Origin of the sequence: Comamonas badia DSM 17552, assembly GCF_000484635.1 — a bacterium.
Taxonomy (GTDB): domain Bacteria; phylum Pseudomonadota; class Gammaproteobacteria; order Burkholderiales; family Burkholderiaceae_C; genus Comamonas_C; species Comamonas_C badia.
In genome coordinates, this window is record NZ_AXVM01000002.1 from 315,626 (window position 1) to 340,597 (window position 24,972).

At 64.3% G+C, this 24,972-nt stretch carries 27 protein-coding genes and 1 tRNA gene; 8 read left to right on the plus strand and 20 right to left on the minus strand.

Annotated features, from left to right (window positions below; translation table 11 throughout):
* Positions 1 to 7 precede the first annotated feature (7 nt).
* Entirely contained in the window at positions 8 to 649 is a 642-nt protein-coding gene (maiA, locus tag K320_RS0105635; RefSeq protein ID WP_024537871.1) for a maleylacetoacetate isomerase, read from the plus strand.
* Here the strand turns inward: maiA and K320_RS0105640 are convergent, their stop codons facing one another.
* The gene (locus tag K320_RS0105640; protein WP_029695850.1) at positions 650 to 1,351 is read right to left on the minus strand and encodes an HAD family hydrolase; all 702 of its coding nucleotides are present in this window, start codon (positions 1,349 to 1,351) and stop codon (positions 650 to 652) included.
* A 32-nt stretch (positions 1,352 to 1,383) separates the two neighbouring features.
* Here K320_RS0105640 and hemH point away from each other — a divergent pair, with 32 nt between their 5' ends.
* Positions 1,384 to 2,382, plus strand: a complete 999-nt coding sequence (gene hemH, locus K320_RS0105645; protein WP_024537873.1) for a ferrochelatase — start codon at positions 1,384 to 1,386, stop codon at positions 2,380 to 2,382.
* A 769-nt stretch (positions 2,383 to 3,151) separates the two neighbouring features.
* Here the strand turns inward: hemH and K320_RS0105655 are convergent.
* From K320_RS0105655 to infA, 14 genes are all read right to left on the minus strand, one after another.
* Entirely contained in the window at positions 3,152 to 3,676 is a 525-nt protein-coding gene (locus tag K320_RS0105655) for a hypothetical protein (RefSeq protein WP_156913836.1), read from the minus strand.
* A 286-nt stretch (positions 3,677 to 3,962) separates the two neighbouring features.
* On the minus strand, positions 3,963 to 6,857 hold the full coding sequence (locus K320_RS0105660) for a DUF927 domain-containing protein (protein WP_024537875.1): 2,895 nt from the start codon (positions 6,855 to 6,857) through the stop codon (positions 3,963 to 3,965).
* On the minus strand, positions 6,848 to 7,219 hold the full coding sequence (locus K320_RS0105665; RefSeq protein WP_024537876.1) for a hypothetical protein: 372 nt from the start codon (positions 7,217 to 7,219) through the stop codon (positions 6,848 to 6,850). Before K320_RS0105665 ends, K320_RS0105660 begins: the two co-directional genes overlap by 10 nt.
* On the minus strand, positions 7,219 to 7,437 hold the full coding sequence (locus K320_RS0105670; protein WP_024537877.1) for a helix-turn-helix transcriptional regulator: 219 nt from the start codon (positions 7,435 to 7,437) through the stop codon (positions 7,219 to 7,221). The genes K320_RS0105665 and K320_RS0105670 overlap by 1 nt, the downstream gene beginning before the upstream one ends.
* A 255-nt stretch (positions 7,438 to 7,692) precedes the next feature.
* Positions 7,693 to 7,965, minus strand: a complete 273-nt coding sequence (locus K320_RS0105675) for a hypothetical protein (protein WP_034342695.1) — start codon at positions 7,963 to 7,965, stop codon at positions 7,693 to 7,695.
* A 366-nt stretch (positions 7,966 to 8,331) separates the two neighbouring features.
* Positions 8,332 to 8,901: a JAB domain-containing protein gene (locus tag K320_RS18020; protein ID WP_024537879.1), complete on the minus strand. Its 570-nt coding sequence runs from the start codon at positions 8,899 to 8,901 to the stop codon at positions 8,332 to 8,334.
* 3 nt (positions 8,902 to 8,904) lie between these two features.
* The gene (locus K320_RS0105685) at positions 8,905 to 9,159 is read right to left on the minus strand and encodes a hypothetical protein (protein WP_024537880.1); all 255 of its coding nucleotides are present in this window, start codon (positions 9,157 to 9,159) and stop codon (positions 8,905 to 8,907) included.
* Positions 9,156 to 9,476 carry a hypothetical protein gene (locus K320_RS18025; protein WP_024537881.1) on the minus strand — a complete coding sequence of 107 codons (321 nt, stop codon included), beginning with the start codon at positions 9,474 to 9,476 and terminating at the stop codon, positions 9,156 to 9,158. The genes K320_RS0105685 and K320_RS18025 overlap by 4 nt, the downstream gene beginning before the upstream one ends.
* Positions 9,477 to 9,865: 389 nt before the next feature.
* Complete coding sequence (locus K320_RS0105695) at positions 9,866 to 10,153, minus strand: hypothetical protein (protein ID WP_034342699.1); 288 nt, start codon at positions 10,151 to 10,153, stop codon at positions 9,866 to 9,868.
* A 298-nt stretch (positions 10,154 to 10,451) separates the two neighbouring features.
* Positions 10,452 to 10,769 (minus strand): addiction module antidote protein, encoded by a 318-nt coding sequence (locus K320_RS0105700; protein ID WP_024537883.1) that lies wholly within the window; start codon positions 10,767 to 10,769, stop codon positions 10,452 to 10,454.
* Positions 10,766 to 11,095, minus strand: coding sequence for a type II toxin-antitoxin system RelE/ParE family toxin (locus tag K320_RS0105705; RefSeq protein ID WP_024537884.1), 330 nt, complete (start codon positions 11,093 to 11,095; stop codon positions 10,766 to 10,768). Before K320_RS0105705 ends, K320_RS0105700 begins: the two co-directional genes overlap by 4 nt.
* 460 nt (positions 11,096 to 11,555) lie before the next feature.
* Complete coding sequence (locus tag K320_RS0105710) at positions 11,556 to 12,797, minus strand: tyrosine-type recombinase/integrase (RefSeq protein ID WP_024537885.1); 1,242 nt, start codon at positions 12,795 to 12,797, stop codon at positions 11,556 to 11,558.
* Positions 12,798 to 13,078: 281 nt separating this feature from the next.
* A tRNA-Pro gene (locus K320_RS0105715) sits at positions 13,079 to 13,155 on the minus strand.
* Between the two features lie 52 nt (positions 13,156 to 13,207).
* Positions 13,208 to 13,453, minus strand: coding sequence for a translation initiation factor IF-1 (gene infA, locus K320_RS0105720; protein WP_024537886.1), 246 nt, complete (start codon positions 13,451 to 13,453; stop codon positions 13,208 to 13,210).
* Positions 13,454 to 13,594: 141 nt separating this feature from the next.
* On the opposite strand from infA, the gene asd reads away from it, so the two are divergent.
* Complete coding sequence (gene asd, locus K320_RS0105725) at positions 13,595 to 14,446, plus strand: archaetidylserine decarboxylase (RefSeq protein ID WP_024537887.1); 852 nt, start codon at positions 13,595 to 13,597, stop codon at positions 14,444 to 14,446.
* On the opposite strand, the gene K320_RS0105730 is transcribed toward asd, so the two are convergent.
* Both K320_RS0105730 and aceA read right to left on the minus strand, forming a co-directional pair.
* Positions 14,428 to 14,709, minus strand: a complete 282-nt coding sequence (locus K320_RS0105730; protein WP_024537888.1) for a hypothetical protein — start codon at positions 14,707 to 14,709, stop codon at positions 14,428 to 14,430. The two genes, asd and K320_RS0105730, sit on opposite strands and share 19 nt — an antisense overlap.
* Positions 14,710 to 14,826: 117 nt before the next feature.
* On the minus strand, positions 14,827 to 16,158 hold the full coding sequence (gene aceA, locus K320_RS0105735; RefSeq protein WP_024537889.1) for an isocitrate lyase: 1,332 nt from the start codon (positions 16,156 to 16,158) through the stop codon (positions 14,827 to 14,829).
* A 325-nt stretch (positions 16,159 to 16,483) separates the two neighbouring features.
* Here aceA and K320_RS0105740 point away from each other — a divergent pair, with 325 nt between their 5' ends.
* The 3 genes from K320_RS0105740 (at position 16,484) to K320_RS0105750 (ending at position 18,352) form a co-directional block, all read left to right on the plus strand.
* Positions 16,484 to 17,428 (plus strand): ketopantoate reductase family protein, encoded by a 945-nt coding sequence (locus K320_RS0105740; RefSeq protein ID WP_024537890.1) that lies wholly within the window; start codon positions 16,484 to 16,486, stop codon positions 17,426 to 17,428.
* Positions 17,429 to 17,658: 230 nt separating this feature from the next.
* Positions 17,659 to 17,964 carry a winged helix-turn-helix transcriptional regulator gene (locus K320_RS0105745; protein ID WP_024537891.1) on the plus strand — a complete coding sequence of 102 codons (306 nt, stop codon included), beginning with the start codon at positions 17,659 to 17,661 and terminating at the stop codon, positions 17,962 to 17,964.
* A gap of 31 nt (positions 17,965 to 17,995) precedes the next feature.
* A complete protein-coding gene (locus K320_RS0105750; RefSeq protein WP_024537892.1) occupies positions 17,996 to 18,352 on the plus strand; it encodes an FKBP-type peptidyl-prolyl cis-trans isomerase in 357 nt (118 codons plus the stop codon).
* On the opposite strand, the gene K320_RS0105755 is transcribed toward K320_RS0105750, so the two are convergent.
* From K320_RS0105755 to ppsA, 3 genes are read right to left on the minus strand one after another with little or no spacing between them, the layout of a single operon-like run.
* On the minus strand, positions 18,342 to 20,405 hold the full coding sequence (locus tag K320_RS0105755) for a VC_2705 family sodium/solute symporter (RefSeq protein WP_024537893.1): 2,064 nt from the start codon (positions 20,403 to 20,405) through the stop codon (positions 18,342 to 18,344). The two genes, K320_RS0105750 and K320_RS0105755, sit on opposite strands and share 11 nt — an antisense overlap.
* Positions 20,398 to 20,718, minus strand: a complete 321-nt coding sequence (locus tag K320_RS0105760; protein ID WP_024537894.1) for a DUF4212 domain-containing protein — start codon at positions 20,716 to 20,718, stop codon at positions 20,398 to 20,400. Before K320_RS0105760 ends, K320_RS0105755 begins: the two co-directional genes overlap by 8 nt.
* Positions 20,719 to 20,739: 21 nt before the next feature.
* Positions 20,740 to 23,130, minus strand: coding sequence for a phosphoenolpyruvate synthase (ppsA, locus tag K320_RS0105765; RefSeq protein WP_024537895.1), 2,391 nt, complete (start codon positions 23,128 to 23,130; stop codon positions 20,740 to 20,742).
* A gap of 199 nt (positions 23,131 to 23,329) precedes the next feature.
* Between ppsA and ppsR the strand changes: the two genes are divergently transcribed.
* Positions 23,330 to 24,151, plus strand: coding sequence for a posphoenolpyruvate synthetase regulatory kinase/phosphorylase PpsR (gene ppsR, locus K320_RS0105770; RefSeq protein ID WP_024537896.1), 822 nt, complete (start codon positions 23,330 to 23,332; stop codon positions 24,149 to 24,151).
* Between the two features lie 78 nt (positions 24,152 to 24,229).
* A complete protein-coding gene (locus K320_RS0105775; RefSeq protein ID WP_024537897.1) occupies positions 24,230 to 24,964 on the plus strand; it encodes a response regulator transcription factor in 735 nt (244 codons plus the stop codon).
* Positions 24,965 to 24,972: the final 8 nt, after the last annotated feature.

A 24,972-nucleotide genomic window follows, 5' to 3' on the forward strand; every position in this document is an offset into this window, starting at 1 on the left:
GCGCCCCATGAAGCTCTACAACTACTTTCGCAGCGGCACCTCGCACCGCACTCGCATCGCGCTGGAACTCAAGGGCCTGCAGGCCGAATACATCGCGGTCGATCTACTGCACGAGGAGCACCTCAAAGGCAACTTCCATGAGGTCAACCCGCAGGCGCTGGTGCCCGCGCTGGTGCTGGACGACGGCACGGTGCTGACCCAATCGCCCGCGATCATCGAATGGCTGGAGGAAACCCACCCCGAACCACCGCTGCTGCCCAGGGAGCCCAAGGCCCGCGCCCACGTGCGGGCGCTGGCCGCCATCGTCGGCTGCGACATCCACCCGATCAACAACCGCCGCATCCTGCAATACCTGCAGCACCAGCTGGGCGCCGACAAGGCCGCCGTCGAGCGCTGGTGCGGCGAATGGATCACCAAGGGCTTTGACGCCTATGAAAAACTGCTCGCCGCCGACAGCGCGCGCGGGGATTTCAGCTGGGGCGGCCGCCCCACCGTGGCCGATTGCTACCTGATCCCTCAAATCGCCAGCGCCCACCGCTTTCATGTGGACATGGCGCGCTGGCCGCTGATCAGCGCGGTGGATGCCGCCTGCGGCCAGCTGCCCGCGTTTCAGCGTGCGGCGCCAGCCAACCAGCCGGACGCAGCCTGATCAACGCAGCAAGGCGCACAGCGCGTCCAGGTCGGCCACCGTGGCCTGCGGCGGCTGCGCGTGCTCGGGAGGCCACGCCCTGCCTGCGCGGTTGACCCAGGCCGCCTGCATGCCCGCATCGAGCGCGCCGCGCACGTCCAGCAGCACATCGTCGCCCACATGCAGCACCGCGTCGGGCGCCACGTCCGCCGCTTCGGCAGCCGCCCGGAAGATGCGCGCATCGGGCTTGGCAAAACCCAGCTGCGCCGCACCAAGATGCGCATGGAAAAAACGCCCTACCCCCGCGGCATGCACATCGGCATTGCCATTGGTCACCGCCACGATGGGGTAGCGGCCTGCCAGGAATTCCAGCGCAGCCAGCGCATCTTCAAACAGCTCCACCTTCTGGCGCGCCGCGTAGAAGCAGGCGTAGGCCGGCTCCGCCAACGCCGGGTCGTCTCCGGCCTGCTGCAGCGCCAGACGTATCGACTCGCGCCGCAGCGCGCCCAGATCCACGCGCAATTCAGGCTGCTCGCTCCAAAGCTGCTTGACCAGCGCGCGCAAGGCGGATCCGTCGGGAAACCGCCGCGCTGTGGCCGGCGCATGCAGGGCCAGCCAGACACACAACTCGCCTTCGGCACGTGCAATCACCGGCCAAACGGGCCAGAGCGTGTCGTCCAAATCCAGACTGATAGCACGAATGCGATGTACATCAAGCGCCATGGGGGCCAAGCATAACTGCCACAATCGCCAGCATGACGGCACCTGCCCCCACCACCGCCATCCTGCTGTGCAATCTCGGCACGCCAGACGCTCCCACGACCCCCGCGCTGCGCCGCTATCTGGCGGAATTTCTCAGCGACCGCCGCGTCGTTGAAATCCCGCGCATCGCCTGGTGGCCGATCCTGCACGGCATCATCCTGCGCACCCGGCCGGCAAAGTCCGCCGCCAAGTACCAGACGATCTGGACCAAGGAAGGCTCGCCCCTGCTGACGTGGACACAAAAGCAGGCCACCCTGCTGCGCGGCTGGCTTGGGCAGGCGGGATGCCTGATACCAGTACTGCCCGGAATGCGCTATGGACAACCCGCGATTCAACAGCAGCTGCAGGCATTTGCACATCAAGGAGTGCGGCGCATCCTCGTCCTTGCGCTGTACCCGCAGTATTCCTCCACCACCGTGGCCAGCGTTTTTGACGGCGTCACCACCTGGGCGAGCCGCCAGCGCGTCTTGCCGGAACTGCGCTTCGTCAACAGTTACCACGATCACCCCGGCTACATTGCCGCGCTGGCGCAAAGCGTCCGCCGGCACTGGCAGCGCGAGGGCTCCAGGGCCGAAAAGCTCGTCATGAGCTTTCATGGCATCCCCGAGCGCAATGTGCGTCTGGGCGACCCGTACCGCACGCAATGCGAAGAAACCACCGAACTGCTGGCCAGGGCACTGCAGCTTGCGCCCGATCAGTACCAACTCACCTTCCAGTCTCGCTTTGGCCGCGCGGCATGGCTGCAGCCTTATACCGAGCCCACGCTGATGGCGCTGGCCAAAGGTGGCACACGCAGCGTGGACGTGATTTGCCCCGGTTTCGCTGCCGATTGCCTGGAGACACTGCAGGAAATCAACCAGGAGGTACGCGAAGCCTTCATGCGCGCCGGAGGGGAACAGTTTCGCTACATTCCCTGCCTGAACGACGACAACGCGTGGATCACGGCGCTATCGCAAATAGCGCAGCAGCATCTGAACGGCTGGACGGCCTAGGTTCAAAACGGCAGGCAACTCACACCCCAACCACGCAAACTGTCCATTACACCAATAAAAATCCCGCGATGGAACCATAAAACTGGCTGAAACCCGCATGGATGCTTGATCGAATACTTCAAAAATCAAAATTGTTCCCCCGTTTGTTCCCCCGCTTTGCCTTGGATACCCCTCGAATCGCACCAGCGGCAGCGTGCGCCAGCCTCACCGGGCCAGGTGCAGCAGTCGGAAGCGCATCCGCAAGCGCACACGCGCCACGTGGTCGTATGGTGCTGCCCAGCAAAACCGGAACCCCCCTTATGCATCCCCGCGACTAGACAGATGGCGGGGCGCGAATTACCCGTAACGGGGAAAGGCCAGGAAGGACCCACATAAAAATAGCAAAAAACTATTTTTGTATGGTTTTTTGACAACTCCATGTCCGCATCCGGGCGTTTTTTTCGCAGGTTTTGAAGGGCATTCCTTCCCCCCATCGTTCATTTTTAGCGGGGACACCGGGGACAAATCCGAAAAACGCGCCTAAGCCATTGTCACTATTGAAAAAATTTATCCCCGGCAGAGGCGGGGACAAATGGTTTTTTGCCGGGGACAGCGGGGACAAATTGGCTTAAAATGTCGATTTTTAAATGTTTGAATGACATTTGAAGTGCTTGAACCTGTTTTTTGTGCTGCGTCGGCTGGCTTGGGGCGTGCGCACGTCGCTGGAATTTTGGGCCGATATCCGCAGGCGTCGCATGCAGCGTGGCATTGATAAATAGTTTTTATCTATTTATTCGTTCGCCATCGCCCGGGCGTTGGGCGCGTTGCAAGGCACCACGGTTTCATCATCGCCAAGAGCGAGCCAGAAAAAATCGGGCCAATCCATATGCTGATCACCAGGCACGGCAAACAGGGCCGCTTCGGTGATCGGCATGCGCGCATCCTGCATGGTGCGCAGCGGTGCCGCATCGCTCAGGGCGTGGTCACACAAAGCAGCCCATAGCGGCGCTGGCAGCGCCATCGGCTCGGCCGCAGCAACCGGAAACAGCCAAAGCAGCCCCCGAAGCGGTCGCAATTGCTGCTCACGCTCCACGGGGTCGGGGCTCAGGTTGCGCGCCAGGTGCTGCCCGGCAAGCTCGATCGCTGCCCGGTAGTGGGCAGGATCGATGCCCGGCTCCATCGGCGTCGGGGTGGCTGGTGCTGGCGTTGCAAGGGGCGGCGGCGCCTCGGTGCCCATGCGGCTGCCCTTGACCATGCCGGGCTCCAGGTGCCTTTTGCGCCAGCGCTGCGCACGCTCCAGGGTGTCAGTGGGCATGCCGCGTTTTGCCAGGCGTGAAACCATGGATGCGGATATGCCCAGCAGCTGGGCCAGCTCTTTTTTCTGCATGCGTACCCCCAATGAATCAATGAACTAAACAGAACCAATTTGGGGCAATGCACGGCGGCAGTGAACCAAATTCAAAGCCCACTACCTACCCCGGATGCGGGGCGCGAATTACCCGTAACGGGGAAAGGCCAGGAAGGACCCAAACACTGCCCCGCCTTGGAAAATCCGGCGCGGCGGCAGCTCCTGCCCCGCCCCCCACGGGCGGCCGGGCGCGCTACACGTCAAGGCCAAAGATCGCGGGCGTTATGTGATAACAGCGGCTCGGGCCCATGCCGGGCAGGCGGGTTTTGATGGTGAACCGGCCCGCCTCGGTCTTGAGGCATTCATGCGCCACCAGCGTGCGGCACACGGCCTCGGGGTCAAAGCCTTGGCATACCTCGCTGCGGAACACCTCGGGCAAGATGAAATACTCCACGCTCACGGCCTCGCCTTGGGCGGCGCTGATGTGGTCGCCAAACTCGCCCATGTGCGCCGCGTTGGTTTTGATGGGCTCGCCTTGTTCGTTCAACATGCGCCGAAAGCCCGCCCGTGATAGCGTCTTGGCGTTGTGGTCATCGGCTGCCCGGTGCCACCAGGTAAAGCGGCCTTCCCCGTTGGTCTCCATGAAGCGGCGCACCTGCCGCAGCATGGCGCGCACCTCGCCATTGCCAGCGCCCCCGCGTGCCTGCAGCCAGGCATCAAAGCATTGCTCGGCCGCCCATGTGGCATCCAGGTAATCCCAGCCGGTCAGGCCCGCCTCGGTGGCCAGCTCGCCCGCCATGGCCACCAGCGCAAAGCGGTTGGCAACCCGTTGCACCTGCCCGCTTGCACCCTCGGGCACCCACTTCGCTGCGATGGCTGCCACGCCTTCACGCAGGCGCCGGGGCAGCTCAGGCCAATGGGCTGCGGCCCATTCGATGAAGGCGACGCCGGGCGCGCCATGGCATTGCGCGGCCTCGCGGGTCAGGTGCTGGGCAAAGGCGCTGGGGCTGGCATGCCCGTGGATTTCCTCGAATGCACCCAGGCACTTGCCCGCATCGGCAGGGATGTCAACCATGCGGATTTCCTGCCCGGTGCGCGTGCGCCGCTGCCCCTCTGCCATGTGGTCGGCAAGCCCCAGCTCACCAGCGGAAAGGAACAGCAGGCGCCAGCTCAGGCGGGCACGCGGGGCGCCGCCTCGGGTGGCGCGCGCCTTGCTTTGTTCGTTGGCAAGCATGTAGGCGCACTCACCTGCCACCTTGCCATCTACCTGTGCCAGCTCATCCAGGATCAGCAACGCGTCGCAGTGCTGCGCGGCGATGGCCTCCAATGCGTTGTCGGTGGCGCGCCAGCGCTGCATGTAGCTGGGGCCACCATTCACCGATGCAGCCAGGCGCAGCGCGGTGGTCTTGCCCGATGATGAATCACCACGCAGGTGCATGCCCCCGGACTCTATGCCTGCAGGGCGCAGCAGCGGCCCGGCAAAGGCGCAGGACACGGCAAACATCAGGCGGCTATTGCCACGGCACAACAGGCCGATGCGATCACGCCAGGCGGCGGCATCCTTGCGCATGCGCCAGGTGTTTTCCATGGCGCTGTCGGATTGAAAAACGATGCGCTGATCCCCGGCGCCGATGGTGGCGTGCGGCAGCACGTAGGCGGCACCGCCCGCCTCGGTAGGGTGCCAGCCAATGCGATCGGTGCAGGTGGCAAATTCGCTGGGGCGGCGGGTCTGCAGGTACTCGGTCAGCTTGTTTCTTGCGGCCGGGCTGGTGGCGATGCGCAGGCCCATGCCCAGCAGCATGGCCCGGTATTCGGCGCCATCGCCACTGAGCATGCGGGCGGGCATGGCCCATTGCTTGGGGCGCTGCAGCGGGTCGGCAAACGCCAGCAGGTAGCCCCAGCTTTGCGCGTCCTGATCGCGGGTGCGTGCGATCACGTCCAAGCGGCTGCACAACCACAGGGGCGCCAGCGCCTTGCCATCGCGGCCATAGCCGTGAAAGTACACGCCGCCATCGTCAACCGTGAAGGCGTCGGGCCCGTCGCCTGCATCGTCGCCACCGGCGCCAGCGGGTGCCGGTGGGCTTGTGGGTGGGCTTGCCGGGGGCGCTGCGGCGGCTGCTTGCCGGTAGGCATCGATGGCGGCCGCTATCGTGGCGCGCACGGCAGCCAGCCCATGGGCGCGGTGCTGGTCGTTGTAGTCCCAATTGAGCGGCTCGCCATTGGCGGGCATGCCCTCGGGCAACACTGCCAGGCCACGCACGGCGCGGGCGGCGGCCTCGGCTTTGGTGCGGCCGGGGTTGGTGCCGGTGCGTGCCTCGGTGTGCCGATCATCATCGGCGGCGATCGCCAGCAAGGCCGCAGGGTGCAGGCGGTGCAGGGCCTTGGCAACGTGGATCAGGTTGCCGCAATCGAAGGCGCAGGCGCTGGGGTAGCCCGTGGCCTCGAACACGCTTGCGGCGGTGGCGTAGCCCTCGGCAACCACGATCACGGCGGCGCCTGCAGGGCTGCCCAGCATGTGCCACAGGCCCGACTTGCGCCCGCCCTTGAAAAAGGTTTTCTCGGGGCCCCGTTCGGGCTTGGTGGCTGCGATGCGTTGCACGTTCCACAACGCGCCCTCACCATCGCACAGGGGCACGCACAACACGCCGGGCGGCGCATGCCGCACGCCATGGGCGGCAATGCCCTTGCGCACCAGGTAGGGGGCTTGCGTGGGCTCGGTCACGTCTTGGCAGTTGCCATCCCAGAAGCTTTGCGCCTCTGCTGCGGCGGCTGCATGTTCACGCTCCACACGCTCGCGCTCAGACTGCGCAGCGGCCTTGCGCTCGGCATCGCGGCGCGCCAGCTCGGCAGCGCTGGGGGGCTCGGCTGGTTGGTCTGCCTTGGGCAGCTCGAAACCGTTTTGCTTGGCCAGGTGCAGCAGGGTGCCGATGGCCACGCCGCCCCCGGCCCGCACGCTGCGCCAGGTGCTGGCGCAATCGCTGGCGTGGTAGGTGTCTGCGGTGGCGCTCCAATCCTCGAACAAGGCCCGGCCGGTTGCGTCGGGGTATTCGGACTTGATCGCCATGCACACGCGCGCCCATTCATCACGCGGCAGGTTGGCCGGAATGTGCGCCAGGGCGGCGCGGATCAGCTCGGGGGTTATCTGCACTGCTGATCGCCCGGACTGGCCGCAAGGTGGGCAACGGCGGCGGCAAGCGCGGCATTCAGTTCTGCATCGTCCGCGTCCTGATCGGTGGGGCTTCGGGCTGGCTCCTGTTCACGCATGGCGGCGGTGTGACGGTCAATGGCGGCTGCGATGGATGCAAGCGCCTCGGCCTGCAGCTCGGCAGCGTGCAAATGGGCGCAGCCCACGATGTAGGCGGCTTCCAGCGTGGCGCGGCGCTGGGGATGGCTGGTGTCAACCCATCCGCCTACAGCTGCTGTGGAATTGGTCAGGTAGCCATCCATCGGGTTTGTCACGCTGTCGAGTGCGTAGTCTTCGCACGGCAGGCCGTTGGGAAGGTTTTTCATTACTGCACCCCCTCTGCGATGCGGGCCTGAACCCAGCTCAAAACGGCGGCTTCGCTCCACACGACGGCGCGGGCCGATAGGCGAATGGAGCGTGGGAAAAGCCCCTGTTCCATCAGGCTGTAAATCGTGGTTTTCTTGATGCCGGTCGTTTGCTCCACTTGCGGCAGGCGCAGCAGCCGATCACGCGGAACAACAACCGGGGTTTGCGAGTGCGCCAGGCGCGGGCCGGGCGTGGCGTGGCGTGGGTGAAGGTTTCAGGGTGCATTGCAGTGGCTCCTATTGCCGAAAAAGCTCCCGCACGATCGTTGTGAATTGGCGGGCTTGTGAGGAACTTTCCGGCTCGCAACCCTTGGGGTACAAGTTGCATTTGCGTGGCATGCGTGCGCTATCGCCAGCCCCGAATGGGCAAGGGGCGCAGCGGTGGGCAAGCTCGCAACCACCGATGCAAACGGGTTGCGAAGTGCGGCGGCGGATCAGCCGGTTTTTTGGCCGTTGCGCACGATCACGCCGGGCGGTGCAGCTGCAGCCTTGGGGCGCTTGCGCTCGGCTCCCATGGCCTTTTGCAACGCCTGCCGCGAAATTGCGATTTCAGCGGCCATTGCATCAAGCGCCGCAGTTTTGCCCATGCCATCGCCCATGCGGCGCTGCAGCTCGGTAGCCAGGATTGCAAGCTGATCGCCCAGCCCCCAATCGGTGCCGGGGTTGTCTTTGCGGTACTTCACCAGTGAAGGCCAGTCGGTGGGCATGGACGGCACAACAGCCAGCGGTGGCCAGGGCACGGCACGGGCTGCAAACCAAGCCAGGATATATGGGCTGGGCTCCTCATCTTGTGCATGCAGCCAGTTGGAAAAAAATGCGGGGTTACGCGATAAAGCTCAGTTTTGTTTTTTTCATGCCATGCGATACGTTGCGCCTTGGTTGCCGCGCTTAGCGCCGCCCTCAGGGCATCCCGTGCGGACTTGGGGTGCATTGACGCGGGTCGCTGAAAATCCGTCAGGACTTCTATGGGCAGTTTTTCTGGCCATGGCTTGTCGCGTTCGTCGGCAATTAACCAATCGGTCTGCGCTACCGCCTCATACCATTGCAGGTCAACGGCCATCATTGCCCCCTGTTCAAACTAAGCCCCGCTCGGCCATGGATAGCGTTTGATCGCCTGCCACGATCACATGATCCAGCACGCGAACATCAATCAACGCCAGGGCGCTTTTAATGGTCTGCGTCAGGGCTTTATCGGCCCGGCTGGGCTCTATGCTGCCGCTGGGGTGGTTGTGCGTCAGCACCACGCCAGAAGCGCTATGGCGCAAGGTGGCAGATACGATTTCACGCGGATAAACAGCGGTTTGTGTCGGGGTGCCGCTGGCGTGAAATTCAAAGGCGATGGCCCGGTGCTGGCTATCCATGTACAGCACGGCAAAGCGCTCGATCGGCTCGGCAGCCAGTTGCAGGCGCAGGAACTCACGCATGGCGGCCGGGCCATCCAGCACTGCGCCGGGCTGGCGCAGGTAGCGCCCCAGGATGCGCAGCGCCTTGGTAATCGTGGCGCGTTCGTGTGGCTGCATGCGCGGGTGCAGGGCGGCGGAATCGCTGGGCTGGCCATAGACGGCCATGCAATCCCCGGCGCGGTGCTTTGGCAGCGGCAGGGCGCGCTTTTGGGGCGGGGTGGCAAGGTGGGCGGTGGCCATGGCTCAGGCCCTCCCCGGTGCGGCTGGATCGGCAGCGGCATGCGCAGCCACGCAGGCCAGCAGCTCGGCAGCCAGGGCGGCGGCCTGATCGAAGCTCAGGCGCTGCGAATGGTAGCTATCGGGCTCCCAGCGGGCAAGGCGTATGCACCAGGCATCGGCGCTCACGCACAGTTGCAGGCCGGTGGGGCTGGTGTATTCGCAGCGCAGCAGCATGCCGGGCTCGGGGTGGGCGGATCGTGTGAAGGCGGCGGTATTCATGCTGCACCCCCTTCCATCGCCTGCAGCGTGCGCAGCGCGCCCAATGCCTGCACCGTCTTGCGCCGTGCGGCGGGCAGATTGGCGGCGGGATGGCGCAGGTAGTGCGCAGCCATGGCCAGGGCGTTGCTGGCGTCGGCAAATGCCTGCAGACGTTTGCACTCTTGGGGCTCGGTGGGCTGGCTGCAGGGGCCTTGCGGATGCGCCAGGCGCGGGCGGGCGCTGGCGTGTTGCGGCCCGTGGGGGGCGGCGGTCTTGGGGTGTTGCCCCGTTGCGGGATGGGGCTGGGTGCCTGCCGTGGGCAGGGGGATGATGGGCATGGTTCAAAGCTCCTGATCGAGACTTGAAACCACTCGCCACGTTTTCACGCGCAGCGGGTGGGCGGGATGTTGAAAACACGGCGATCAGACCATGCGCCAGGTGTTGCCACTCTGGCCATCCCGCCCGGAACCTGAATACGGCGCTGCGCCGTATTCGTTGCAATCCTGACGTGACGAAACCCGCTATCGTGCGGGTTGCAAACGCTGGTCGTGAGGTGTTTTCAAGCACCGGCCCCTTTCGGGGTTGCGCGCATCGTAGCGGCATTGCACCAGGTGCGCAAGGGCTATCGGCATCGGCGCGGGTCAATTTCAGGGATCAGGCGTGGGATGGCTCGGGCTGCGCCCGCAAACCCTATCGGTATGTGGGCGGGACCGGGCGCAGGGCAGGGTCAATCGTCGGATGGGGCACGCGGGGGCAGTAGGTAAGCCGCATGCAGGCGCGCCAGGTCTTGCATGAACCATCCCTCACCCTTGGGGCTGGCTGGCACGACGTGGGCAGCGTGCAGGCGCTTCAAATCCAGCAGCAGGCCCATATGTTGGGGCACCCATGCCGGGATCGGCACGCCCTCATTGCGCCAGCGGCTGGGGGTGTTGCGGTGCAGGCCGGTGGCCCGGCAAAAGTCCACGGCCTTCCAATCGAGGGCGGCCAAAGCGGCATCGAATTCTTCAAGGGTCATTGCGCGCATCCTTTTGTTGAAGTCAGCATTGTGGCATGCAATCCCTTAAAGGTGCAAAAAAAATTAAATACGCACTGTATTTAACATAAAACCCGTTGTCTAAAGTGTGCGTTGTGAATAACTTTCGCACATTTGTGGGCAAACCTAGCATTCATGCGGGTTTGCGGCCGATGGCCGTTTTGCCGAAAAAATAGGCAGTTGCTTACACGAAAGTTATCCACAGGTTTGCTATCAAAAACAAAGCGGTGCATTTTGAGCGTGCAAACCGGGCACCGGGGCATGGTGGCGCCGGGGCCGATCAAGCCCCGTCGTGCGCGATGCGCAGGCGCAGGCCAGCCGCACCCAGCACGGCAAGCAGTGTTTTGATGGTGGGGTTGCCGCTGGGGCTCAGGGCGCGGTACAGGCTTTCGCGGGGCATGCCCGCACGCTCGGCAACGGTGGCCATGCCTTGTGCCTCGGCAACGTGGCGCAGCGCAGCCAAAAGCGCTGCCTGCCCGCCCGGCTGGGTGCATTCGTCCAGGGCGGCAGCCAGGTATTCATCGGCAAACGCGGGATCGGTGCGCAGCAGGTCAACCACGATGGCGTCGTGCGGACGGCTTGCTGTGGTGGTGGTCATATCGGCTTTCTCCTTTGCTGCCAGTCTTGCCAGCAGGCGATAGCGGCGGCGATGTCGGCACGCTGGCTGCGCTTGTCGCCACCAGCCAGCAGCAGGATCAGGCGCTTGCCCGCTTGCGCGTAGTACACGCGATAGCCGGGGCCCCAATCAATGCGCAGCTCCCACACGCCAGCGCCCACGGCCCGGCAGTCGCCCAAATTACCAGCGGCCATGCGCGCCACACGCACCAGCACACGGGCCCGGGCTTGCCGGTCTGCCAGCCCAGCCAGCCATTGCGCGTAAGGCGCCTGCCCGGTGGGGCTTTGGTATGCCTGCAGCTCAAACATGGACTGTGAATTATACGTTACATGCAGATAGCGGACAAGACGGCGGGCGCTGCGGCGCCAAGGGGAACCCCGCTCGCGCTCATATCCGCAGAGGTACGCCGCGTTCCGCCAGCAGCACCAGGCAGAAAAGCCAGCAGCCGGGCATGACCAGAGGGTGGAAAGGGTTGAAAAAAGGAAGGGGGAAAAATTGGAATAAGGGTTTATATATATGAAAAATTTCACTACCCAATAAATTCTTCATTTGTCCCCGCTTTGTCCCCGTCTTGTCCCCGCTTTGTCCCCGGCACCAAAACGCCAGCAAACCCGCATGGTTGCTATGTTCCTTGCTATTTGTCCCCGTGTCCCCGGCACTTTTGCGTTTTCCAGCCGGAAAGGATTCTGAAAATCGCACAAAAAAGCCACCGGGCCGGGCGGCGGCGGTGGCTTGGTTGCGAGCTCGGGGCGGGCTGGCGGCTGGTGCTCAGCCGGTGCGCTGGGGTAGCGGGATCACGTCGGCACCGGCCTGCAGCTTGTCGAGGTAATCGGCCCAGTGCTGCAACATGGCGGTGCGCTCATCGATGAAGGTGGCCCGGTCGTAGGCGCCGCCATGGGTGATCTGCCCCTTGTGGGCCAGCTGCGCCTCGATCACGTCGGCCGGGTATTTGAGCACCTGCCGCAAGATGGTGCGGCCGGTGGCCCGGTAGCCATGCCAGGAATGGCGGCCCTTGTAGCCCATGGCGGCCAGGGCGGCGGTCAGGGCGGCTTCGCTCATGGGGCGCTCGTGGTTGCGCATGCCAGGGAACACGTACACGCTGCGCCCGGTCAGGGGCTGGATCTCCCGCAGCAGTTCCACGGCTTGGCGCGGCAGGGGCACGGCATGGGGCTGTCCGTTGATTTTTTCTTGCTTGCGCCGCTTCATGTCTTCACTGGGGATGCGCCACAGCGCCGCGTCGAGATCGAGATCGGCCCAGCGCATGGCGCGCAGGTTGCCCGGTCGCTGGAACAGGATGGGCGCCAGGCGCAGGGCGGCACGCACCACGGGCCCGCCCCGATAGGCATCGCTGGCGCGCAGCAGCTCGGCAAGCTCGGGCGGTTCGATGATGGCGGGCAGGTTTTTCTTGACGTGCGGTTTCAGGGCCTTGCGGATGTCTTGCGTCACGTCGCGATCGGCGTGGCCCGATGCCACGGCGTACTGCCAGACGCCATGTGCAGTCAGCAGCACGCGCCGGGGCACATCCAGAACACCACGGTCTTCCACCTTGCGCACCACGGCCAATAGCTGCGGGCCGGTGATATCCCGGATGGGCAGCGCCCCCAGGAAGGGGAACAGGTCTTTTTCCAGGTTGCGCAGCTCACGGGCATGGTGCGTGGTGCTCCACATGTCCCGGCGCAGCGCGATCCATTCAAGTGCCAGCGCCTTGAATGTGCCATCGGTCTGCGCCGCCTCGTTGGCACGGGCCATCTGCCGGGCCTTCACCGGATCGGTGCCAGCCTCCTTGTCGCGCTTGGCATCGTCGCGTGCCTTGCGGGCGGCGGGCAGCTTCACGGCCGGGTAGTTCCCGATGGCCAGGCGCCCCTCCTTGCCCGCGTGCCGGTATTTCCAGAACCAGCGCTTGGAACCGTTGGGCGTCACTTCCAGGTAAAGCCCGCCCGAATCGCTCAGGCGCCCGCGCTTTTTGTCCGGTGGGCAGGTGGCGTTGCGGCAATGGGCATCGGTCAGCATGGGGCACCTTTTTGCAGGGTAGCCAGTTCGGTATCCACGGGGCCAGCCAGGCCCGAGAACGTGAAAAATCCCGGAAACCCGCGCCAGCATTAGGTTTGCACGAAACCGGGGGAACAGGCGCCGGAAGTTTACCCCCAAGCCCGTTTTGTTCCCCCGTTTGTTCCCCCGGTTTTGATCGGCTGCATGCGAACGACGCCGGAAGCATGCGAACGAAAAAGCGTTGATTTACAAGGGAGAAAACAAAAAGCCCGGAAGCTTGCGGAAGCTTCCGGGCCCTATTTTGGTCGGAGCGATAGGATTCGAACCTACGACCCTCTGGTCCCAAACCAGATGCGCTACCAGACTGCGCTACGCTCCGATGCTGAATTTGCCGCGTGCATCAACAACCACGGCCATGCCGCCGACGGCGCTCAAGCGCCCGGCGCCGGCCCGCGTCCTGGCAGATGGCGGAAAGTGATCCGGCCCTTGGTCAAATCATAGGGCGACATTTCAAGCGAAACCTTGTCGCCCGCCAGAATGCGGATGTGGTGCTTGCGCATCTTCCCGCCGGTGTAGGCGATCAGCTGATGCCCATTGTCCAGCGTCACACGAAAACGCGAATCGGGCAGCACTTCAGTGACGCTGCCCTGCATTTCGATGAGTTCTTCCTTTGCCATAGAGGTCTGTTCTTCTCAAGATAAGCCGCCGCTGCGCCCAAGCCAACCCGGCTGCACAAGCAAAAAGCGAACTGCGTATTGTACAGGGAGACCGGTTTTTGCTGGTACACGATTACACTGCGCGCTTTTGCCCTTGTTGCCGTGCCTGATCAACTAGCCACTGCTCTCCAATACCTAGCACCCAAGCTGCTGATGACCCGGCTGGCCGGACGCTGGGCCAATGCGCAGGCGGGGCGCTGGACGACCGCAACGATCCGCTGGTTCATCCAGCGCTACCGCGTGGACATGGGCGAAGCGGCAGAACCGGATCCGTCGGCTTACCCCACCTTCAATGCATTTTTCACACGCGCGCTGCGCCCTGGCGCAAGACCGCTGGCGCCCGCTGCCCTGACCTGCCCCGTGGACGGCGCCATCAGCCAGGCCGGCGCCATCCAGGATGGCAGCATTTTCCAGGCCAAGGGCCACAGTTACACGGCGACCGCCTTGCTCGGTGGCGATGCATCGCTCGCGGCAAGGTTCACCGACGGCAATTTTGCAACGCTGTACCTGAGCCCGCGCGACTACCACCGCATCCACATGCCTTGCGATGGCCGCCTGCTGCGCATGCTGCACGTCCCGGGCAGCCTGTTTTCGGTCAACCCGACGACAGCGCGCAACGTGCCGGGGCTCTTTGCCCGCAACGAACGTGTGGTCTGCCTGTTTGAGACGGCCTTCGGTCCCATGGCGCTGGTACTGGTGGGCGCAACCATAGTCGGCAGCATGGCGACCGTCTGGCACGGGCAGGTCAACCCACCGCGCACCGGACAACCGCGCCAGTGGGATTACGCGGAGCAGTCCATGCACCTGCGTCAGGGAGAAGAAATGGGACGCTTTCAGCTCGGCTCGACGGTGATCGTGCTGCTGCCCCGCGGCGGTCTGCGCTGGACCGGCGGCTGGTCTGCCGGGCGCCCCATCCGCCTGGGAGAAGCCATGGCCTACAGCCCTGAGGTATAGCCGATGTTTTCCGCCGCGGGAACGCGCTCCGTGGTGAACAGCGTGGGCGCCAGCTCCAGTTGCCAGGTAGAGACCGGCTCGGCATGGCCGACCAGAAACACGGCCATTTCCAGACGGCGCAACTGCACGTAATCGACGGTTTCCCAGCGGCCCGCGTGGCGCACCTGCGTGCCGCGCTGAAACAGCGGCATGATGAAGCGCTTGCTCCAGCCTTGCGGGGTGGCATCCGGGAGTTGCTCAGCGGTATCGGCCTGGATTTCCATATGCCTGATTCATCGGCAGATTGCACCAAAACTTGAGCGCCCAGCGCAAAAGAGCCACTCTGCGGTGGCCCTCTTGCTTCAGTCACGCGGCAGGCAAGGTGCCTGCACTGCGGCGCTTCAATGGAACTGCGCCTCTTCGGTCGAGCCGGTCAAGGCCTTGACGCTGGACGAGCCGCCCTGGATCACGGTGGTCACGTCGTCGAAGTAGCCCGCGCCCACTTCCTGCTGGTGCGAAACGAAGGTGTAACCCTGCTCGCGCGCGGCGAACTCGGGCTCCTGCACCATCTCGACATAGTGCTTCATGCCCTCGCCGCGTGCATAGGCGTGCGCGAACTTGAAGGTGTTGTACCAGTTGCTGTGGATGCCCGCGAGCGTGATGAACTGGAATTTGTAGCCCAGCGCCGAGAGGTCTTCCTGGAACGTGGCGATCTGCTTGTCGTTGAGGTTCTTCTTCCAGTTGAAGGACGGCGAGCAGTTGTAGGCCAGCAGCTTGCCAGGATTGGCAGCCAGCACGGCCTGGGCGAACTCGCGCGCGAAGCCGATGTCGGGCACGCCGGTTTCGCACCACACCAGATCGGCATAGGGCGCGTAGGCCACGCCGCGGCTGATGGCCTGCTCCAGGCCGTTCTTCACGCGGTAGAAGCCTTCTTGCGTGCGCTCGCCGGTCAGGAAGGACTTGTCGTTGGCGTCCACGTCGCTGGTCAGCAGGTTGGCGGCCTCGGCATCGGTGCGCGCCAGCACGATGGTGGGCACGCCCATCACGTCGGCGGCAAAACGCGCGGCGATCAGCTTCTCAACCGCTTCGCGCGTCGGCACCAGCACCTTGCCACCCATGTGACCGCATTTCTTGACGGCCGCCAGCTGGTCTTCGAAGTGCACCCCGGAGGCCCCGGCGGTGATCATGTTCTTCATCAGCTCGAAGGCGTTGAGCACGCCGCCGAAGCCCGCTTCGGCATCCGCCACGATGGGCAGGAAGTAATCGATGAACTCCTTGTCGCCGGCATTGACGCCACGGCCCCATTGGATCTCGTCCGCGCGCTGGAAGGTGTTGTTGATGCGGCGCACCATGGTCGGCACCGAGTCGTACGCGTACAGCGACTGGTCGGGATACATGGTTTCACTGGTGTTGCCATCGGCGGCGACTTGCCAGCCCGACAGATAGACGGCCTCAAGCCCCGCCTTGGCCTGCTGCATGGCCTGGCCGGCGGTGATGGCGCCGAAGGCATTGACGTAGCCCTTCCTGGACTCGCCGTTGATCAGTTCCCAGAGCTTCTCGGCGCCGCGCTTGGCCAGCGTGTGCTCCACCTGCAGGCTGCCGCGCAGGCGGACCACGTCGGCGGCGCTGTAGCCGCGCTTGACGGTCTTCCAGCGGGGGTTCTGCGCCCAGTCCTTCTCGAGGGCGGCGATTTGTTGTTCACGGCTGAGCTGGGCATTCAGCGATTGCGGCATGGTCTTCTCCGAAGGTTGAAAAAAGGACGGTACCCGTCTCGGTACAGTGGCTCCAGTTTAAGTCTTATAGAAGACTGTCGCAATGTCTTGTGTCTTATATAAGACATAAATTTAATTAATATAAATCAATATCTTACGTTTGAAATATCGTATTGAAAAATAGAATTTTTGCATTTGGGAAAATTTGGTGCGCTGCAACATGTCCGCATCTCGATCAATAGTATTAATTTCCACAATATGGAAATTAATACTTCCACCCCCATGAAGCATCCGCGCTACGATGGCCAGCCGATTTCAAATTTCCGGCATTCCAGAGGCACCATTCATGACCGACCCCCTTGCGCCAACGGCCCCCTTGTCCTTCGCCATCATCGGTGCCGGGGCCGTGGGATGTTATTTCGGGGCCATGCTCGCGCGCGCGGGCCATGCCGTCACGCTGATCGGCCGTCCCCACCATGTACAGGCCATTGAAACACACGGGGTGCGCCTGCAAACCGCCACTGAAGACACCTTCATTTCGCTGCGCGCCAGCACGCAGCCTGGCGCAATACAGGGCGCGGACGTTGTTTTTCTGTGCGTAAAGTCCGGCGATACCGAAACGGCGGCGCGGGAGATCAAACCCTACGTCGATCCAGACACCCTGTTGCTCACGCTGCAGAACGGCGTGGACAACGACGCGCGCGCACGTGCCGTGCTGGGCACGGCCTGCAGCGTGGCAGCGGCAGTGGTCTACGTGGCTACGGCGATGGTCGGCCCCGGCCATGTGCGCCACTATGGCCGGGGAGACCTGGTGCTGGCGCCCTCCCCGCTCAGCAGCACCGTTGCAACCCAGTTGCAGGCCGCCGGCATACCCACGCAGGTATCGGACAACGTCCGCGGCGCACTCTGGGCCAAGCTCATCATCAACAGCGCCGTCAACGCACTGTCCGCGCTGCTGCAGCAGCCCTATGGCTGGTTGATGCAGCAGCCCGGCGCCGCGGAAGTCGTGCAGGACATCGTCACGGAATGCCTGGCGGTCGCCCGGGCCGACGGCGTCCAGATACCGGGCGACATCCATGCGGCCTTGCGCAATATCGTCGCCACCATGCCCGGGCAGCTATCGTCAACTGCGCAGGATATTGCCCGCGGCAAGCCGACGGAAATCGAACACCTCAATGGCTACGTCGTCCAGCGTGGCACGCAACTGGGCATTGCCACGCCGGTCAACCGGACGCTGCAGGTGCTGGTGCGCATGATGGAAAGCCGCGGCGCGTCACAGCGGCAATCTTGAACCTGCAGCATTGATAGCTGTTGGCGCTTTGTCCATGCCGCCAGCAGGCAGAAAATGCCGAAAAACAACAGAAATCCGAACCGCAACCCGCAGACCAGGACTGCCTGATTGGATCGCCGATGGAAAATTTGGCATGGCACGCGTTTCCACGTTACCATAGCGCTATCCTTTTTAGCTGCTTTTGCCACGGCATAGACAGCTGAACACCGTTTCGCACCAGGAGACAGTCCATGGGTTCCAAAGAAAACGTCGCCGTCAACCTGCTTCTTGAACGGCTGGAACGCCGTTACGCACTGCGCGTACTCTGGGCACTGCGTGATGGCCATCCGCAAACCTTTCGCCTGCTGCAGGACAGCGTCGGCGGCATCACGCCCAACACGCTCAACACCCGCATCAAGGAATTGCGCGAGGCCGGCTTTCTGGACCACGGCAGCGACGGCTACATCGTCACCGCCTCCGGCCAGGATCTGCTCAAGCGGCTTTCGGACATCCAGGCGTTTGCGACGCGCTGGTCGGCAGCGCGCGCCAGAAAATAAGACCCTCCCATTCACCAAAGGAACCTCCACAGTGGCATTGACAACCACCGCCTCCGGCCTGCAATTTGAAGATGTCTGCGCGGGTGCAGGCGAACCCGCCCGAAAAGGCCAGACGGTGCGCGTGCACTACACCGGCTGGCTGCACGAGACGGGCCAGAAGGGCGCGCGCTTCGATTCGAGCCGCGACCGCGGCCAGCCCTTCGAATTCGCGCTGGGCGCGGGCATGGTCATCCGCGGCTGGGATGAAGGCGTGCAGGGAATGCAGGTGGGCGGACAGCGCACACTCATCATCCCGGCCGATCTGGGCTACGGCCCGCGCGGCGCTGGCGGCGTGATCCCGCCCAACGCAACGCTGCAATTCGACGTCGAACTGCTCGCTATCGGCTGACGCGCCGCGACAGCAGGCTGACCAGCCATCCGGCCAGCGCCCCCACAGGGGCGCCAAAGGCTCCGGCAGAAATCGGCTCTATGCCCCACCACAGGCCCGGCACCAGCAATCCGCTGGGCAGCCATGCGCGCGCCGCCGGGTTGTGGATCACCAGATAGTACAGCGTCAGCCCCAGGCCAACCGCCATGGCCGCAACCGCTCCGTGGCGGGTCATGCCGCGCCAGTAGATTCCAAGAATCATGGCGGGCACAAAGGTTGCGGCAGCAATCGAAAACGATGCGGCCACCAGCGGCAGGATTTCCGAGGACTTGAGCGCAGCGACGAAAGCCGCGGCCAGCGCGACGGTGAGCAAGGTGAACTTCGTCAGAATTACCCGCTGCTCCGGAGAGGCCTTGCGCCTGCCCGGCTGGAAATAGAGATCGCGCACCAGCGCATTGCTGATCGTGAGCAACAGGCCGTCCGCCGTCGAAAGAGCCGCCGCGAGACCGCCGGCCGCCACCAGGCCGGACACGACATAAGGCAGGCCGCCAATCTCGGGCGCGGCCAGCACCAGCAAGTCCGCCCCCAGCCGGATTTCGCCAAACTGCACAATGCCGTCGCCATTGACATCCTGCACCGACAGCAGGGAGGAGTCCACGCTCGCCCATTGCGCAATCCAACTGGGCAGCGCATCGAAACGGCTGCCCACGAGATGGCTCATCACCTCGAACTTCACCAGTGCCGCCAATGCCGGAATGCTCAGGTACAGAAGCGCGATGAAGACCAGCGACCAGGCCACAGAGGCGCGCGCCGCGGCAACCGTCGGCACGGTGTAGTAGCGCATCAACAGGTGCGGCATGCCGGCTGTTCCCAGCATCAGGCAGAACAGCAATGCGATGAAATTGCGCCGTGACAGGTCGTACTGCGCCTGCTGCGTCTCGTCGCCCACCGGGTCACCGACAAACGGCTGGATGTGCCGCGGCAGCCCCCCCAGCGGCTGTGCGCGCTGCTGGTTCTCGCGCAGATCGCGTGTCCAGCGTGCACGCGCCTCGGCCTCGTCGCGCGGCATGGCCAGCAGTTCCCGGCTGGCGGCCACGATCAGATCCACATCGGCATTGCGCGAGCGCAGCAGTTGGATGCGCTCGCGCGCTTCACGCCGCTCGCGCTCAAGGGCCGCAGGCACGTCCGCCAGGCGCTCGGCATCTTCACGCATGCGCTGTTCATAGGCGGCGATGACCTGGCGCTCGGCAGCAGACGCCAGCAGCACGCTTTCACGTTCCGCGATCTTTCCCAGTTGCTGCCCATAGGCCAGCGGCGCCATCGGGTTGCCCAGCTGCTTGTACGCGAGCCACGATACCGGGATGAGAAAAGCCAGCAGCAGCACCACGTACTGCGCCACCTGGGTCCAGGTGATGGCGCGCATGCCGCCCAGGAACGAGCACAGCAGCACCCCGCCCAGGCCCAGCATGATGCCGATTTCGAACTGCACGCCCGTGAGCCGCGAGGCGATCAGACCGACACCGTAGATCTGCGCCACCACATAGGTGAACGAGCACAGCACCGCCCCCAGGGCGGCGAGAATGCGGGGCCAGCGGCCGCCAAAACGTACCTGGAAAAAGTCCGGGATGGTATAGAGTTCCATTGCCCTGAGCGGCGGCGCAATCAGCATGGCCACGAGCACGAAGCCACCCGTCCAGCCGAGGATGTAGGCCAGACCGCCGGGGGCCCCGGGCGTACCTGAAAATCCCTGCAGATAAAGCGCACCGGACAAACTGATGAACGATGCGGCGCTCATCCAGTCGGCAGCCGTCGCCATGCCGTTGTAGATCGGCGGAATGCGCCGTCCCGCGACGTAATACTCGGCTGGATCCGAGGTGCGGCCATGCACGCCGATGGCGGCATACGCCATCACCGTGAGAAACAGGAAGATCGGCCCTATCCAGTGCCGCGACAGGCCCTGCTGCTCGGCCCAGGCCATCGTGGCAATGAAGCCGATCAGGCCGATAACATACAGCCCCAGGATGTGGCGGATGCGGCTGCTGTAGGAGCGCTCGGCGCTGGCCGGATCAGCCATGCGACTCGCCCTCGGGGGCCGCGCCCGCTCCCATCCCTTGCTGGCGTTCAAAACGCTGCATCGCCCAGCAGTAGCCCCATGCCAGGACGATGAATACCAGCACCCCGCCCTGCGCCGCGACCCAGTAGCTGAAAGGCCAGGGGCCAACCGAAAATTGCAGATCTGCGGCGAAATAGCCCACGCCAAAAGATACCGCGGCCCACACGGCCAGCAAGGCCAGTTTCAGTCCCAGGTGGTGCAGGTCCGCCAGTGCCGGGTCCAGCGGCACGCCCACCCGCTCGGCGTCTGAGTCAGGCGTGGCGGCCGTGGGCATGCTCGGCGTGGGCCGGTAGCGTCAGCGGGCGAGCTGTTGCCAGGTAGCGACCACGGTGTCGGGATTGAGCGAGATCGAGACGATCCCCTCGTCGGCCAGCCATTGCGCAAAATCCGGATGATCACTGGGGCCCTGTCCGCAGATGCCCACGTATTTGCCCTGCGTCTTGCAGGCCGCAATCGCCTGTTTGAGCAAGGCCTTCACGGCCGGATCGCGCTCGTCAAAGTCATGCGCCAGCAGTTCCAGCCCGGAATCGCGGTCCAGCCCCAGCGTCAGCTGCGTCAAGTCGTTGGAACCGATCGAAAAGCCGTCGAAGTATTCGAGGAATTCGTTGGCCAGGACGGCATTGCTGGGCACCTCGCACATCATGATGGTCTTGAGGCCGTTCTCGCCACGCTTGAGACCGTGCTGCGCGAGCAGTTCCGTGACCCGCCCGGCCTGACCAAGCGTGCGCACGAAAGGCACCATCACCTGCACATTGGTCAGGCCCATCTCGCCACGCACGCGCTTGAGCGCATCGCATTCCATCGCAAACGCTTCGGCGAAATCTTCGCTGATGTAGCGCGCCGCACCGCGAAAGCCCAGCATCGGATTTTCCTCGTCGGGCTCGTAGCGGCTGCCGCCGATGAGCTTGCGGTACTCGTTCGACTTGAAATCCGACAGGCGCACGATCACGGGCTTGGGCCAGAACGCGGCCGCGATGGTGGCCACGCCTTCGGCCACCTTGTCCACGTAGAACGCGCGGGGCGAAGCGTGGCCGCGTGCCACGCTTTCGACGGCCTTCTTCAGGTCGGCATCGACGGCCGGATAGTCCAGAATGGCCTTGGGGTGCACCCCGATGTTGTTGTTGATGATGAATTCCAGCCGCGCCAGGCCCACGCCCTCGTTGGGCAGCTGGGCAAAGTCGAACGCCAGCTGCGGGTTGCCCACGTTCATCATGATCTTGGTCTTGATGGCAGGCATCTCGCCGCGCTGCACTTCGGTCACTTCGGTTTCGAGCAGGCCGTCGTAGATCTTGCCGGTATCACCCTCGGCACAGCTCACGGTGACCAAGGTGCCTTCCTTGAGCAAATCGGTCGCATCGCCGCAGCCGACCACGGCCGGGATGCCGAGCTCGCGCGCGATGATGGCCGCGTGGCAGGTGCGCCCGCCCCGGTTGGTGACGATGGCCGAGGCCTTCTTCATCACCGGCTCCCAGTTCGGGTCGGTCATGTCGGTGACCAGCACATCACCCGCCTGCACCTTGTCCATCTCGCGGATGTCGTGCACCAGGCGCACCGGGCCGGTGCCGATCTTCTGGCCGATGGCGCGCCCTTCCACCAGCACGGGGCCGGTGCTCTTGAGCTTGAAGCGCTGCTCGGCCTGGCCCTTGGACTGGCTCTTCACCGTCTCGGGGCGGGCCTGCAGGATGTAGAGCTGCCCGTCGGTGCCGTCCTTGCCCCATTCAATGTCCATGGGGCGGCCGTAGTGCTGCTCGATCGTGAGCGCGTAGTGCGCCAGCTGCTGCACCTCGGCGTCGGTGAGCGAATAGCGGTTGCGCTGTTCGGTGGCCACGTCCACGGTCTTGACCAGCTTACCGCTTGCTGCCTTTTCCTCGGGCGTGGAGAACACCATCTGGATCAGCTTGCTGCCGAGGTTGCGGCGGATCACGGCCTGGTTGCCTGCCCTGAGCATGGGCTTGTGCACGTAGAACTCGTCGGGGTTCACCGCGCCCTGCACCACCGTCTCGCCCAGGCCGTAGCTGCTGGTGATGAAGACGACCTGATCAAAGCCGCTCTCGGTGTCGATGGTGAACATCACGCCAGCTGCACCGAGATCGGAGCGCACCATGCGCTGCACACCGGCCGAGAGCGCCACCACGTCGTGCGCGAAGCCCTTGTGCACGCGGTAGCTGATGGCGCGGTCGTTGTACAGCGAAGCGAACACTTCCTTCATCTTGTGCAGCACATCCTCGATGCCCACGACGTTCAGGAAGGTCTCCTGCTGGCCGGCAAAGGAAGCATCGGGCAGATCCTCGGCCGTGGCCGAGCTGCGCACGGCGAAGCTGGCCTGCGCATTGCCAGCGCTCAAGGTGGCGAAGGCGACGCGTACGGCCTGTTCCAGATCTTTCGGAAAGGGCTGGTTCTCGACCCAGCCGCGGATTTCGGCGCCGGCCGCCGCCAGCGCGCGCACGTCGTCCACGTCCAGCCTGGCCAAGCGATCGCTGATGCGGCCGTGCAGGCCTTCGTGTTTCAGGAACTCGCGAAACGCGTGCGCCGTGGTGGCAAAACCCGTGGGCACGCGTACCCCTTGGGGCAATTGCGAAATCATCTCGCCAAGGCTGGCGTTCTTGCCGCCAACGACCTCGACGTCGGTCATCCTCAGGTTTTCAAACGGTACGACCAGGGCGGTCGCCTCAAAGCGTGCAGACATGGGAAAGCTCCAGAAGTTGAAACCGGGTCTGCCGCCGCGCCCTCGAAAACGGGCAGGCAAGCGCCCATGCAGCCTGCAAGGCTTTGTCGTTGGAGTTGTGGGCCAGCGTGCTGCATGGTGAGAAACAGGAATAATCGGGCGATTGTAGGCGCTGCCCAGGCCGCGCCACCCCATGCCCAATCCGCACCCCACCGAACGCATGAACGCCCGCACCGTATTTTTCGTCTCCGACGGCACCGGCATCACCGCCGAGACCTTTGGCAACGCCATCCTGGCCCAGTTCGACATCGAGCCGCGGCGCGTGCGCCTGCCCTTCATTGACTCGGAAGACAAGGCCCATCAGGTGGTACGCCAGATCAACCACACGGCGGAAGTCGAGGCGCGCAAGCCCCTGGTGTTCACGACGCTGGTGGATATGCAGGTGCTGAAAGTCATCCGCGAAGGCTGCAAGGGCATGATGCTGGACATGTTCGGCACCTTCGTGCAGCCGCTGGAAGACGAGCTGGGGATCAAGAGCCACCACCGCGTGGGGCGGTTTTCGGACATCAGCCAGAACAAGCAGTACCACGATCGCATCGAAGCCATCAATTTCAGCCTGGCGCACGACGACGGCCAGACGCACGACGACCTGGCAGGTGCCGACGTGATCCTCGTCGGTGTCTCGCGCAGCGGCAAGACGCCGACCAGCCTCTACCTGGCGATGCAGCATGGTCTGAAGGCGGCCAACTACCCCCTGATTCCGGAAGACTTCGAGCGCAAGCAGCTGCCGCCGGCGCTGATGCCGTTCCGCAAGAAAATCTTCGGCCTGACGATCAGCCCCGAGCGCCTGTCGGAGATCCGCAGCGAGCGCCGCCCCGGCTCGCGCTACGCCAGCCTGGAGAACTGCCGCGCCGAGGTGCATGAGGCAGAGTCCATGATGCGCCGCTCGGGCATACGCTGGCTGTCGTCCACCACCAAGTCGATCGAGGAGATCGCCACCACCATCCTGCAGGAAATACGGCCTGAGCGGCTGAGCTATTGACGGGCGCAGTGACTTTCGGCACTTGGCAGGGAGAGGCAATTGACGTCACATAAGAAACCCTTCAGGACGACGCCCCTCATGATCCCCACCCATTCCGAGGCATTCGCCTCCGTCGACAGGCGCCCTGCGCCGCGCGGTGCGGGGCGCGACCCATGCGCCATCCTTCTGGTGGACGACCACGAGCTGGTGCGCCTGGGGTTTCGGGCCCTGCTGGCGGAGCAGCCGCGCGAAGCGGGCCAGCCGGCGCTGGCCATCCACGAAGCGGACACGCTCGCCCAGGCCCTCGCGCTCTACCAGGGCAACGCAGCCGACATCGCCGTCGTGGTGCTGGATCTCACGCTGCGCGACAGCCACGGGCTGGATACGCTGATCGCCCTGCGCCAGGCCTGTCCGGATGCCACGGTGGTGGTGCTTTCGGGCACGGCAAGTCCGTCGACGGCCCGCGATGCACTGGCGCTCGGCGCGGTCGCGTTCTTCCCCAAGACCGGCGATCTCAGCCACATGCTGGAATTCGTGCGCACCTGCGCGCTGCGGGGTGCGCAGGCTGCGCAGCGGATGCAGTGTGCGCCCCTGCATTCCTGCGACAGCCTGACCCGCCTGGCCACCTCGCCAGACCCGATGGCAGATGCGGGCAGCCAGCTCACCGCGCGCCAGCTGCAGACTCTGCAATGGGTGCTGGAAGGCAAGTCCAACCGGGAAATCGGCGAGATCACCTGCCTGTCGGAGGGCACCGTGAAAAACCACGTCTCCATGCTGCTGCTGTCGTTTGCCGTGCGCTCGCGGGCGCAGCTGATCGCCAAATTGCGCGGCTGATCCTTGCC